Genomic DNA, 14,934 nt, shown 5'->3' on the forward strand with positions numbered 1-14,934 from the left:
ATAGAATTATCAGCGGATGACGATCTTCTTAGTACGTTCGGTAGTACCCATTTTTGCCTTTACTACATAGATACCTTTTTCCAAAGGAGACAGATTCATCTCGTTTGTGGTAGCGGATGCAGCCAATGTGCCGGCAGTAGTGTAAATCTGTATATCGGCAACCTCACCTAAAGACAACACAGTACCATCAAATGCTATTTCAGCATTAGCAGATTGGTTGTAGATACCGGTCGGTTTGGTAGAAGTAAGTACTTTCATACCATGGATGTAAAGAGGGGCTTTCGTTAATGATTCGAATCGTGCATACATAGGAGCATCTGATTTTAACTTAAAATGAGGTTCATCCCCATTATCTAAAGTCTCAATCTGAGTCCACTCTTTCTGACCACCACCACTCATTAATGGCTTAAATATGGTTGTAAAAGCAGCCGAAACAATCGAATAGTCTTTAAAGCTTTTGCTTTGATCTGTAGTTCCTAGCATACGAACATAAGTTGTCACTCCACTTGATACAAATAAGTTAAAAGAGACACATGACGGCATACGTACAACAAATCCACCACCATTTGCAGTCATACCCGCACTGGAGCTCGCCGTAACAATAGCACCCGTCTTTGCTTTTTCTCCTCCAATTTCTTTATCTGTACCAGCTCCTTTTACTTCTGAATCAACAGTAGTATCCTCATAATCTCCAAAGTCCGCACAGATTAATTGGATAATCTTCCCATCCGGATCTATCTTTCCATCCTCATTATTTGCCTGACCGATGTACTTATCTATCTTCTCTTGTGTGTCAAACCAAATCCAACCATTTGCATCAACATCAGCAGGATCAAACAAATTATACTCTTGCGCATTTGCAAATAATATTGCTCCAAAAGCCATTAATAATGTCGTAATTTTCCTTCTCATACAATTTTCTTTTTAGTTAATAATGTTATTGATTTGTATTAAACTTCATACCACTCAGGATTTTGCTCAATGCCATGATAACGTACTTCGTCCCATGGTATCGGCAAGTAATACTGCATCTGACGGAACTCACGTACACGCTTAGGATATTTGTTCATATTTGAAATCTGATAAACAGGGTCTTTTCCTTCTTCTTTTACTATCTTCATAGCCTTTAACGGATTGGTAGCACCACTCATCTTTTCGACAGCAACTCCCCAACGAAGCAAATCCCAATAAGTCGTTTCTTCAAAAGCCATTTCTACACGACGTTCATTCACCAGTTGATCCCAAGTAAGACTCGGCAATTCATCCATATGAACACGACGGCGAATCTGATTTACTTTATCTAATGCATCATCCACCCGATTCTGTAAAAAATCTATTTCGGCATAATCCAATAACACTTCTGCATAACGCCAGATGATGTAGTTCTGCTTACTCGCATAAGACTCATCATTATCGATCTTCTGAGTTTCATCTACAAACTTTCCTAAATAATAACCGGTTTTTGTTACAGCAGCCGTTTCAGAAGTTCCATACGGTGTCAAATCTTCACCCGCCACTTCCTTGCCATTTACCTTATTATAATGAATCTCCATCACGCGTCCCCGGAAACTACAACCATCATACAACACATTTGCATAAAAACGATAATCCCGATTATCATACGGATGTTTGGCATCATACGCTTTGCCATCACGCATACCATATTCATCTACATGGTTCTGGGTAGGCGAATAAGCAGCCACCGTTCCTCCATAATAAGGTGAAACCGATTCCCGGTCGAGCTTATGTCCGAATCCATTCGAGAAATCACCATCGTTAGAGTGCTGTACTTCCCAAATTGATTCCTGACTATTCTTTGTTAAAAAGATCTGTCGATACTGCTCCTTTATCTGATCTTGTGTTGATCCGGTAATCTGTATCAACGAATAAGGCAACTTCATCAGTTCATCATACGCCTTGGCTGCCGCTGTCAACATAGCATCCGAACGATCATCCGGAAATCCGAGGTATGACTTCTCCTGATTCTGATATATTTTGCTGGCTGCCCAAAAATAAGTTTTAGCCTTTAACATCAAAGCAGCTCCTCTGGTAGCACGTCCGATATCGGAAGTCTCCAATTTCTCAGATAAAAGAGAAGCAGCCAAGTCAGCCTCTTCGGCAATAAAGTTTACCATCTCTTCATAAGAAGCACGGGGAAACTTTGTACCATCATACAAAGGATCATAATTGTTTTTTAACAATAAAACACCTCCAAACTGACGAAGCAACATGTAATAGTAATAAGCACGAAAGAAATGTGCTTCACCCAACACACGCTTTTTATGATCACCGTTACGAATCTTATCCTGATTCTCAAACAAAAGATTAATAGACTGAATACGTGTATAGTAATTGGTCCAATTCACAAGCCCTCTACGTGTTACTTCCGCCGGAGTACTTTTCAGAATATCCCCATACGCTGTATTATACCAGTCTGATTTACTAATAGTAATCTGATCTCCATACCAAGGAAGATAATCACGGCATGCTCCTTTCAGGAGAGCGGTGGAAGGCATATAAACAGAAAAGCCATTACTCATGTTACGATACCATGGTAGTACATATTCATCAAGTAGTAACTGGCTTCCCCAGATAGATTCCTGAGATAACTTATCATTAGGAATATCACGGAATATACCGTCACATCCGGAGAAACCGAACGTCCCTCCTAAGAATAAAAAAGATATTATATATTTTCTCAACTGCATACTCTTTCTGTTTTTATTGTGAAATATTCTATTTAAAAACCTAAACTCAATGTTACACCATAAGAGCGCTGTATCGGATATCCACGTAGAGATTCCGGATCCATGTCCTTCAATGTAGACCACGTAAACAGGTTACTTCCCTGAAGAGAAAGACTGGCTGAGGAGAGTTTCATTTTCTTTAATGTTTCTCCTGAGAAAGAATATCCTAACGACAGAGATTTCAAACGAATAAAATCACAATCTTTCACCCAAAAAGTTGATTCTTTTCGATTGTTATCATTCTTATTGGCAAACTTGATACGCGGATAGACAGCATTCGGATTGTCTTCAGACCACGAGTCGGTGACATGATATTTTTGGAAACGTTGCAAACTGCCATTTTGTAATGTATACAACTCCGTTATTTGTTGCTGATATCCGGATACCCCCTGAAACATTGCATTCAGAAAGAAACCTTTATATTTAATGCCCAAGCGTAAACTCATCGTCATTTCCGGATTAGAAGAATTCTTTACCGCAATCTTATCCAAGTCTGTAAGTTCACCATCACCATTCTGATCTTTGTATTTAATATCACCAGGTCCAAGTGTCACATTCCCCTGTCCATCCTGATTCAGTTTATAATTATCAATTTCCTCTTGTGTCTGAAAGAGTCCGTCAGCTTCATACATCCACCAAACCATACTACTTTTACCTACACGACGACGATTGGGGGCAATAGATGATTCATCTCCATAATCCAATACCCTGTCTCTCGTTTGTGCCAACGTAAGAGTTAAATCATATTTCACCTTTTGAATGGTATTACGGTGAGACAATGTCAAATCCCATCCCCATGCCTTTATTTCACCAAAATTCATATTGGGCGGATTACTATCAACTCCGGTTGAAGGCGGATATAAATAAGAAGGAGCAATAGTGATCATATTGGTATTATAGCGCCAGTAGTATTCAAAAGAAAGCCCAAAACGGTTTCCCCAGAATCCAAGATCGGTAGCTAAATTATAAGTACGTGATCGCCCCCATTTCAAGTCGGGATTCGGGAAGCTACTGGTATCCATAACAATACCCGGTTTTAGTCCTCCACCGATATTATATCCCTGGCGTACCACATACATGTATTTCATTAAATAAGAATAATTATCTACTGAACCATCATCGCCCAAGACACCAACAGAACCCCGGAATTTCACATTTGAAAGTACGGGTTGATCCCAGTTTCTAAAGAAACTTTCATTAGACAATACCCAGGAGGCAGAAGCTGTAGGGAAGAATCCCCAGCGATTATCAGGGTGAAATTTAGTGGAACCATCAACACGGAAACTACCTTCGATAAAATAACGGTTACCATAACCATAAGTAGCACGACCTATTAATGAAGCACGTTGCGTGTAAACCTCACTTCCTGTTAGTTTAGCTGAAGTAGCAGTTCCCATTATTTCCGGATAAATGCCCGGCATATCTTCATTTTTCCCGGTAAGATAACGATTTTTATAATCCTGATAATTAACAACTATCAATCCGGAAACATCATGTTTCCCAGCAAAAGTATGATTGTAATTAGCCCCAAATTCCAATAACTTATTATCCACAAAACGATTGGTTTCTTCTAATGTTATCTTGGCTTTGGGATAGGTGGTTAACGGATCTTCTGTTATATCTCCCGTTTGCTCATCATACAAATAAAGCGTCACGGGGCTATCAAATGTTTTCTGAGTGGAATTGTTATTGTCAAATGTGGCACGTAAATAGGCAGAAAGTCCTTTTACCCATGGTACATCATAATTCAAAGAAGCTGTTATAGTACCCATATTCATCTTATTTCGAATATATCCTCCCAAACCATCAACAGCAACCAAGGGATTACTACCACTGATACTGGCAAGTTCGCCATTGGTATACCGTAAAGTTTGTACCGGAGAAAAATTATAAGCTGCATCAATGGTAGAATAACTCGTATTTTTATTCTCTGAACGGGTTCCGGTCATATCCAATGATAAAACAAGTCCCTTCAGCAAAGTTGCATCCAGTTTCATGGAATAATTAAAACGATCACGTCCTACTCCACTATATAATCCTTTGGTATTGGTATACCCACCGGACATGTAATACTTCACAAAACTATTTCCCCCAGTAACTGACACACTATGTATGGTAGAATAACCGAATTTATCAAGATAGTCTATCAGATTTTCATCACCATATTTATTAGGGTTAGCATGTGTACGAATTATTTCCAGCTGTTCTTCAGTATAAAGAGTATTAGTAGTAGAAGGCGTATTCTCTACTGCGCGATTATACAATTTGGCATATTCATACGCATTCAAAAATTCCGGCAAACGAGTTGCCTGCTGCAAATTAAACTGCCCCCTGTAGTTCACAGATATTTTCTGATTACCGGCAGCACGTTTTGTCTGAATCAGAATAACTCCATTGGCAGCACGGGCTCCATAAACAGCAGCGGCAGCACCATCCTTCAGTACAGAAATACTCTCAATATCATCCGGATTCAAATCAGAAAGACGCATTTCGCCTTCAGAAGAATTTGTTCCGAAACGAGGGACACCGTCAATAACCAGCAGAGGTGCACCATTTATTCCACGAATGTGTATATTCGATTCTTTTGCAGTACTTGGATCGCCACTGGTAGCCATTACCTGCAGACCGGCTACCTGTCCGCTCAAAGCCTCATCTATATTAATAGTAGGCATCTGCAATAATTCATCACTACGCACTACTTCTACCGAACTGGTCAAAGAAGATTTCTTCTGTGTTCCATATCCTATGACTACAATTTCATCCAGTTGCTGTGCATCATCCTTCAGCACTATTTTTAAATTGTTCTCTCCCGGTTTCAATCGAATCTCCTGAGATTGATAACCAATAAACGAAACAATCAGAATCGTTTCTTTACCGGGCACTAACAAAGTAAAATTACCATCCAGGTCAGTAATCGTTCCGCTATCGGCTCCTTTTATTTTAATATTTGCACCAACAATCGTTTCACCGGATGTATCAAAAACTTTTCCGTTCAATGAATAGCTTTTTGCATTTTGCCCCCAAACACTATAAGAAAGGCAACACAAAAAAATAAATAGATAGAAGATTCTATTCATATAATTTATTTATTAGTTATTTTTCAAGGTACGTTCAATCAGTAATAACTGATAATCATAAAAATCACGAGTGTCTCCGGTAGAGGCAGCTCTACGGCTTTTGTATAACTGAGCAATCTTATTCAGTCGTCCGGTCATCACTGCTGCCAGTTGCTCTTTGGATAGTGTAGGCAGACCAAAGTTGATTCGTGTGAATGAACTGTCATGACCATGTACGTGACTACATGGTAAAGCTGGTTCGCAAGTTTGCCGTAACACTTCTTCATAGTCAGCTAAGGCAGTAGATGCCTTTTTTTCAGTGGCCTTACCTAAACCGGTATAGTTAATCATCAAAGCAACAGCAGCCGACTGAATATTCATATCCGCCTGTGATAGCTTTACCCCCTGATAAGTAGGCTTGAACATTTCAGAGAAAGCATCATCCAGATAAGCATTTAAAGTATAATTAATTTTAGGATTCATTTGCCCTCCCTCGTTGATGCGATATAACGCAGCCGAGTTTAGTAAAGCTCCCACAACGGAAGACTGCAGTTTGTCATTCACGTTCATGTTTACATCCAGCTTTACAATCAATTCTTTGGGAGTCAGCCAATCATTATAGGTACGTGCCTGATTTAAGAGCCACAACATCGCTTTCTTTTGCATAGCCTTATCGATATAATTTTTGGCCGATGCATCTTCACCCTGACGAACTTCCTGAAAACGGATACCACCAATATAAGGCATCACATGACGTAAATGTCGTGTATATTGCCGTACAACTTCAATATACATATTTTCAACATCGTCATAACGCGCTCCCTCATCAAAAGTCCATGTTTCCAGATTCTTCATTATAATCTTCAGGTTATGGATAGCCATATCTCCGGCTTTCAAATGATCATTTCCCAAATCCTCAGACTGATCGGTCGGGTCAACCACTCCAAATACCTGCTGTGCTCCAAACTCATACATGGGATCGGCTTTCTTTTCTTCAATCCAGGCATCCAATGTATTTTTCTCTTTCTCCGGTGTATCGGCCCCCTGAATCAACCGATATCCCCAATTGATGGCATGAATATCATATACTCCCAAAATTGGTGGAGTCAATTTTACTCCCTTCTCCAAATCTCCGGGTTGGGCTATGTAATTGTTTCTGGCGTAGTCCATAATACTTGGAGTAGTTCCGTATTTCTGTGTAAACTCCGGACTACGTAACGAATCTACAGGAAAAGAATAACTGGCTCCCATATTGTGCATCAATCCAAGCGTATGCCCTATCTCATGTGCAGCAGCATAACGTATGGCTTCCTGCATCACTTCATCATCAAACACAGCTTTACGTACACGACTGTCAACTGCGGCCGTTTGCACAAAACGCCAGTTGTGCAATAAAGAAATCACATTATGGTACCAGATTACATCTGCTGTAAGTATCTCTCCCGTACGCGGATCAATATAACTGGGTCCCATCGCATTAGCAATAGAAGTCGCTGCATATTTCACACAACTGTAGCGCATATCATCCGGATCAAAATTCGGATCATTGCTGGGATAATCCAATGCCTTCACTACATTTTTAAAACCAGCCGTTTGAAATGCCATATTCCAGTCTTCAATACCTTGTTTCACCACTGTACGCCATTTTTCCGGAAAAGCAGTGTCTACATAGAATACAATAGGTTTCATAGGTTCTACCAGTTCTCCCTTAAAGTATTTCTCCAAATCTTCTTTTTTGGGTTCCAATCTCCAACGATGAATAAAGGTCTGAGGCACAATTTTATCTTTAGAAGAGGTGTATAGACTCTTATCCGAACTAAAATACCCTACCCTATTATCCTGCAGACGCATAGACATCAATGTGTCAGGCAAAACGAATAACGAGCGATGCACTGTAACCGAATAAGGCTGATTCAAAGGAGTAGTAGTAAATGACAGCAAACTCTTTATTTCAATATTATTCGGGAAAGTTTTTACACTCAAAATATTGGAAGCATCTGATGCAAAAGTTCCCTTCAGGGAGTTTCCACCACCAAATAGTTTTGCTAAAGGACTCTCCTGTTTAATCGGACTGATACATTTCTCATTCCCCCCGAAGAAAGAAGTAACATCTATGACAACATTATCCATGTTGCGGGCAACAATCTTAAATCCTTTTAATACCGGATCAGCAAAATTTTTATCAAAAGCAGGCAGAATCGGATCATTCCGGTCTACAATATTACTGCTTTGTACTAAATGCATATAGACCTTCTGATCATCCTTACTAAAACGGATCATCAATGGAGTAGTCGCCATTTGCCCGGCTACATAATCTTGCGTATTACTGGTCTCAGCAATACGATTCGCCAATAAGTAAGTATGTGAAAAAGCCGAATCAGGTATTTCAAAATACAAATTATTCTCTTTTTTACTCAAAAAAGTAGTAAATAACCCCTTTCTGGATACAGCATCCTTAGTTACTTTTTTATAATCTGCATTAACAGAATCCTTCTTTACTTCGATTGGATTAATGACTTTTTTCTTATTCTTTTTTACTACTGTAGCACAAGAAATCCCGCTAACAAAAAGAAGTAAAAACGACAGTCCTATTATCTTTTTCATACAATATATATATTATTTTCTCTAATTTTCAAAAACCATAGTAATTTCATACACTATTTTCTAACAAAAACAATACTTTTTTCGGTAATTTGGTTTCTTTTTCATAGTTTTGCAAAACTAATCAAATTATAATTATTATGAGAAGAAAATTACTATTTTTATTATTCTTTTGCATCGCAACAATAGCGAAAGCAGAAAATGAACCGGTAATCACGCTCAATGTAGAGGTAAACGAAGCAGAGATCACACTTGGCTTTGAAGTCAGTACTCCAAATACTAAACTTTCTATTGATTGGGGAGATGGAGTATTGGTAGAAACAGAGATAATACAAACTCCTGATCCATACCTCAATGCAACAGATGTAGTCGTAACTCCTAAAGGAGAAGGATTAATCAAAATCTATGGCGAGAACATTGTATATTTTAGTTGTGCACCAAATGCAAAGGAAGCAAAAGTGACCGCTTTGGATGTTACAAAAGCAGTACATCTAACAGAGTTGTATGCAAACACTAATAAATTAACAAGTCTTGATGTAAGTAAAAACACAAAACTACAAATATTATATTGTGGTGGTAATCCGATAACAACACTTGATTTGACTAATAACATATCATTGATTTATTTAAACGCCAATGATATGGGAATCAACAAATTGGATGTTTCTAAATGTCCAGAGTTAGACTATCTTTCTTTTAATAATAACAAATTAGAAGCATTGGATATATCTAAAAATACAAAACTAAAAAAATTATACTGTCTAAACAATCAAATAAAAAGCATTGATTTCTCTAAAAACACTATTTTAGATTTTGTAAATGTGAACAACAATCAACTTACCAGTATAGATGTCACTGCATGCCCAGCATTAACCACTTTATTTTGTATGGGTAACCAAATCAAAGAAATCAAAGTTGGAAACATCGAAAAAACATTAAACTGCAGCAAAAACAAACTAACTCTCAATACGTTGCCCAAAAGAAGTGATTCTGGCTACACCTATGCTCCTCAAGAAGCATTAACCATTGCAGAAAGTATCTCCACAAACCAAGAATTGGACTTGTCTGCACAGGATAATATCAAAGGGGTTACTGAAACAACTCAAAAAACTACTTACACTTGGAAAACAGCCGATGGCACAACAACTTTGGTAGCAGGTACGGATTATACTGAAAATAACGGAAAATTCACATTCCTCACTTCACAAAACCAACCCGTATATTGTGAGATGACAAGTGATGCATTCCCGAAATTTACAGGAGCCAATGTATTCAAAACTACGCCTATCAGCATCCAAAAGCCCACAGGTGTCCAGGATAACATTTCGGACAATATCATCATTGTGCCAAACAAGGGCGGAGTGACTATTGAAGGTCTGAAAATAACTGATAGTATCTTAATTTATACGATCAATGGTAAAAAAGTAATTGATACAAAAGCAAGCAACAATACAATGACGTTCAATCTTGCTGAAGATAATTACATTGTACGCATCAATAATAAAGTTTATAAAACAATCGTTTTATAAGCATTGTCACTTTATGACATATAAATCTCCTCTTAGCGACTTTTCTAAGAGGAGATTTTTTATATTATCTGTTGAATAGCTCAAACGTAAACTTACATCCAACTTCGGTATATTTCCAGTTTTCACTACTAACAAATACCCCCACATCAAAAATGTGTGTACCAATACCGTAACCTATTTCAAGATAAGGATTAAGATGCGGAACAAATAATGTATTCACATACAAACGTTCATTCTGAACATAACGGGTATATTTCATCAAATGACGCAAAAACAGAAAAGGAGCTTCATAAGTAAAATGAGCACGGACATACTTCCGGGAAGAGTTATACCAACGACCATCCAATAATTGAAAGACTCCACCAATATCATCATTCCACCCTATAGGCAGGTTACTTCGCGCTAAATTGGCAAAATCTACAAAATAAAGTTGTTCCTGATTGGTGAATGCTCCAAATCCAAAACGATAATAAATATTGCGCATCAAACCCAGCTGGACATGATGCTGAAGATCAAACTCAACTCGTTCATACTGTCCTGTACTGTTAAATATGCCCTTTATACCACGTTCATAATCCACAGAAAATGTAGGATAAGCAGAGCGCAGATTTATCTTCCGTTTCCCATTCATATAGTAATAAAGACAAGGAGTCCACTCTACCCGGACGCGGGGTGCAAAACTGATATAAGTATCCTTGAATTTATCCAAGAAATCGGATGCAAGAGGTAACGATGAATTTAGCACAACGAACCTTGATTTTTCAACGGCTGTTCTTCTATGGGCAGAAAAGCCAACACTCAGCTCCAAGCCATTAACCACTTCAATACTATGACGAAAATTGAAATATAAGTCTTTAAAATAATCCAGATGTATCTGATCGAAATCAAAAGTACTGTCGGGCATCGCCTTCAACTCATCAAGTACGTCACTACTATAAATTCGGTTACCATTACCAAAGTTCACATGAATAGCTCCACGCTTCTGCGGCCAATAATCAAAATCGGCATTGGCCGACCAATAAAACTCTTTACGAGTAAAGTTATACCCAATCCGAGGAACAATACGCAACAATTTATCACCGGAAAACAATCTGTTATATTTAAAATCCTGCCTCCATGAAAAGCCATTACTTCCACTGTAGCTCAACAGCAACGGATTAATAATCGGGGAACACTTGACGCTGCCGATACGGGATAAATCTACATTAAGATCAGACAATAAAAAGTCACCAATTTCTCCCCAAAATACACGACGTTTAGAAGGAGGTTTCAGCGCAGTAGTATCTTTTCTGAATGCATAATCTTCGTATAACCTCTTCTCGTCATCCATAAGCTCTATCGGACGTAAGGATGCGAAATAAGCACTATCCAAATGCAAGGAATTCGTATCGCACCTCAAGGTATACGATTCTGTAAGATTAAACTTCTTCTTTTCTTTGCGGTATTTACTCTTCTCTTTTAGTTCAATAGAGCTATAGTCTAACGAAGCCAGGTAACTACCGTCTACCACATTACCAACAAAATTGAATCTCACCTTAAATTCATAACGAACCGGTAAAAATTCATTATCATCTCCTACCTCCCCCATCTTAATAAGATTCTCAAAAGTCAACAGCTCGGACCGACCGGAAAAACGAATTTCGCGTACACTCCATACATCTGAACTGACAATCATATATCCGCCAACAAGCTGATCACTTTTAGTCTTGGGAATAAAACGTATTTTATAGTGCAGGTTATCCTGCCCTCCCATAATAGTATCTATCTGATAGCGATAATATTTCTTTCCATTTTTGGCAAGTGGTGAAAGCAAACGGTCATAAAGCAATGTAGCAGAGTAAACATTCACATGAAAATATTCGAGCATCGTTGCCTGAAAGCCACCGCTAAAAACCGTGCCATAACCCGCTTTTACTTTCTGGTCATAAATATCAGGAGCAGTGAAATGCAAGTCGCTATATGACTCCATTAAATATTCACGTACGCCCTTTTGCATACGGAACATCTTTGGAAGATAACGAAACATAAAGTTCTTCTTCCGGATATTCAGTTTACCTTTAATATATAAGTCGGCCCGATAATCGTTGACAATCTTCTCATAAAAAGGAGCAAAAGTCATCACATTATACAAGATAGAATCCACAGAGATAGCTTCACGCGTATATGGATTCAAAACAGAGCTAGCTCTTCCTTTGGGTGCTAAAAGGAATAAAATAAAAAATAAAAGCCATATTAACTTATAATGTCTCAAACAGAATCCTTTCCATTAGTATGGAACAAATATAAAAAAAAACAATGAAAAGGAGAGATTTGAGAACAGATTAACATAGATTTAAAAAAGAGTGTTAGTAATATATTAGTTAATCTGCTCATTATCATCTTTAAACAAAACACCTTTCAACTTTTGATAAAGGAAAGACAGTACCAACAAGATAACACCAAGCATGATGAATACCACAATCTTTCCCACTGTAGGCATTGCCCATAAATCGACAAGCACTAACTTCACCAATACAATACCTAATGTAAAAAGACTAATGATACGCAACACCTTTTGATGCAGACGCATACCCAATGACATCTGAACGAACCCTGCAATGCCCAAGGCAATAGATAAACCTGCATTAAATTCGTCCGGTAAACCCAAGTGAGAGAGGAAAAGCCGAACAATAGCCAGCCAGAATAAAGTTGATAACACACTAAAATAAACCGTAAAGCGGACTGTAATACTGTGATGAATAGTATATAACCAACACACATAACAAAGATTGACAATTATAACAACCGTAGTTATCCAGGAAAGTAAAACAGGCAACACACCTATTGAATTACCATGATCTTCCCACGTATGAATCATATACAGGATTACACTTATCCCTATTCCTATCACATAAAGCAAACCATACTCTTTAACCGGAAAGCGCCTTCTAAAACCATAGCACAAAGCCAATATACAGAAAGAAGTAAATAAATGCATCACCCTATAAGATAGTACCGAAGCCAAGTGCTGATAAAACTCTATCATAAAAGTATAGTACAGTATGACAACAGAAACAACCAGCATTATTGCATTCCAGGGAGTATAATTCAAATAACGGGCTTTCTCAAAAGAATCGCGATAACGCCCTATCAATAAAGCATACACCCCTACTGCCAATCCGGTAAACAGACTGGTAGCAAACATACTATTCATAAAAATGATACTTGTCACAAAGGAATGATCTGTAACCTGATGCTCAACATCCATCATATAAGAAATCAAAGTCAATCCGATCAACACCAGAGAAGCAGATTCGTATACCCGGATTCGGGATTTGATATAGAGCCATAATAAAAGAACCATTTCGGAAGCCCAAAACAAAGTTATATAATTTCCGTCCAACTGAACTGGAATTGTAATAGAAACAAAAGTCAATACCAATCCCAGCATTGTATAAATAAGAAGTTTATAATCCCGCTTACTTTTTCTTAACCAGATAACTAAAACCAAGTTTACGAAAGCAATAAATAAGGTGAAAAGCCCTGTAGCTTTAAAAGGCAGATTCATGGAATTCAGGAATAACACCCCGAAGAAAAGAAAAATAAAATTATTTGTTACAATAATTGGAAGTAAACATTTATTAGGTTTCTTTCCTTCAGCCTTAAGTATGGTCAATACCGGTAACAAAAAAATAAAATAAAACAAAGTGGCAAAAACAAACAGATGTTGTGCAATTACAACCGAATCAATCTTCGGTACGTTATAGAATACACAACTGTTTAGTACGTAAATCAGGAAAATAAGATAAGTAGCTACAAATGAAATAACAGGAAGCTCTGCCCACTTTTTATACAATGATAATCCGAACATTCCCAAATTGAGGACGGACAGATAAGTAAACAGAACAATATAACTTCCCTCTCCGCTACTCACCAGAAAAGGAGCAATAAAACCACCGACAAGCGAAATAACAGCCAATTCGCGACGATCATATAAAATGGCCAATATAGACATCATCAGTGTGACAAAAACAAGAATAATAAACGCTACCGTTTGTGAAAACAAATTATAGTAATGAAAGGCAATGGCAACCGTCAGATAGAACACAGCAAAAGCGCCACCCGCCAACAAAGAACTGAATGTACGATACTTTTCACACAAGCGTTCTGCAACAAACAACAAAACAGCACCGGCTACAAATCCCAGTATAGTACGCATCGTCTCATTTATCCAATCTTTATCAATAGCATATTTTACAAACAGACCAACCCCTACCACTAAAACAAGAATACCAATCTTTCCAAAAAGATTCTCGCCAATGAACTTTTCATAATTAATCTTCGCCTTCTCCCTTTTAATAAATACAGGAGCCGGTTTCTCTGTTTCTTTTTCCGGTTTCTCTGTTTCAGCAAACTGCACATCAACAACAGAAGCCTCTTCTGAAATCCAGGAAACAGGTTCAGGATTGTTTTCAGTTCCGTTTTCGGGTAAGTGCACTTCAGAAGCAGACTGTATTTTATCTTTTACCGGAGTTGATAATGATAATTCTTCCTCTGTATTTTCCATGAGCACAGGAGGAACTTTAGTTTCACTAACAGAAGAGGTCTCTTTTTTCTTCTCTAACAAAAGGTCCAACCTCCTTTTCACTGCATTAATCTCGGAGTTTAATTTTGCAAACCTATCGCTTTGCATGTACAATATCACAACGAGTAAAACAATTATAGCAAATAAACTCAATTCCATAATCGGTTTTATTTTGATTGACATCAGGTTATAGAAGCAAAGATAAAGATAAATATGAGAAAAACAACCATTTACGAATGAATAACGTTTACTAAAAGAAAAAGAGAAGATTTTTATCATTCATTACTTTTGTAACATCTTATAAACTTCCAATTCATTTCTCGTAGAGTCTTGAGTCGATTCTCGTAGAGAAATAAGGTATTCCTCGTATACTCTATTAAAACCAAATGTTTCCGCAGAATATTGCTTTAATAAATGTTAACTACGAAAGATATGTC

Annotated in this window: 7 protein-coding genes; 1 reads left to right on the forward strand and 6 read right to left on the reverse strand. The window is 37.7% G+C overall.

All coding sequences use genetic code 11. The features are described from left to right. Positions 1 to 9 precede the first annotated feature (9 nt). The 4 genes from HCG69_RS19070 to HCG69_RS19085 are packed head-to-tail and all read right to left on the reverse strand — an operon-like array spanning position 10 to position 8,407. On the reverse strand, positions 10 to 912 hold the full coding sequence (locus HCG69_RS19070; RefSeq protein ID WP_002559564.1) for a T9SS type A sorting domain-containing protein: 903 nt from the start codon (positions 910 to 912) through the stop codon (positions 10 to 12). A 38-nt stretch (positions 913 to 950) separates the two neighbouring features. Then, the gene (locus HCG69_RS19075; RefSeq protein ID WP_221651347.1) at positions 951 to 2,708 is read right to left on the reverse strand and encodes a RagB/SusD family nutrient uptake outer membrane protein; all 1,758 of its coding nucleotides are present in this window, start codon (positions 2,706 to 2,708) and stop codon (positions 951 to 953) included. A 32-nt stretch (positions 2,709 to 2,740) separates the two neighbouring features. Further along, on the reverse strand, positions 2,741 to 5,824 hold the full coding sequence (locus HCG69_RS19080; RefSeq protein ID WP_221651348.1) for a TonB-dependent receptor: 3,084 nt from the start codon (positions 5,822 to 5,824) through the stop codon (positions 2,741 to 2,743). 12 nt (positions 5,825 to 5,836) lie between these two features. Continuing rightward, positions 5,837 to 8,407 carry a zinc-dependent metalloprotease gene (locus HCG69_RS19085; protein WP_221651349.1) on the reverse strand — a complete coding sequence of 857 codons (2,571 nt, stop codon included), beginning with the start codon at positions 8,405 to 8,407 and terminating at the stop codon, positions 5,837 to 5,839. A gap of 137 nt (positions 8,408 to 8,544) precedes the next feature. Between HCG69_RS19085 and HCG69_RS19090 the strand changes: the two genes are divergently transcribed. After that, a complete protein-coding gene (locus HCG69_RS19090) occupies positions 8,545 to 9,933 on the forward strand; it encodes a leucine-rich repeat domain-containing protein (protein WP_221651350.1) in 1,389 nt (462 codons plus the stop codon). A gap of 64 nt (positions 9,934 to 9,997) precedes the next feature. On the opposite strand, the gene HCG69_RS19095 is transcribed toward HCG69_RS19090, so the two are convergent. Together HCG69_RS19095 and HCG69_RS19100 are read right to left on the reverse strand one after the other, a co-directional pair. Next, on the reverse strand, positions 9,998 to 12,184 hold the full coding sequence (locus HCG69_RS19095; protein WP_221651351.1) for a DUF5686 family protein: 2,187 nt from the start codon (positions 12,182 to 12,184) through the stop codon (positions 9,998 to 10,000). A 105-nt stretch (positions 12,185 to 12,289) separates the two neighbouring features. Further along, positions 12,290 to 14,656 (reverse strand): DUF2339 domain-containing protein, encoded by a 2,367-nt coding sequence (locus HCG69_RS19100; protein WP_221651352.1) that lies wholly within the window; start codon positions 14,654 to 14,656, stop codon positions 12,290 to 12,292. Between the last annotated feature and the right edge of the window lie 278 nt (positions 14,657 to 14,934).

This window comes from Bacteroides sp. K03 (genome assembly GCF_019734355.1).
GTDB classification, from domain to species: Bacteria; Bacteroidota; Bacteroidia; order Bacteroidales; family Bacteroidaceae; genus Bacteroides; species Bacteroides nordii.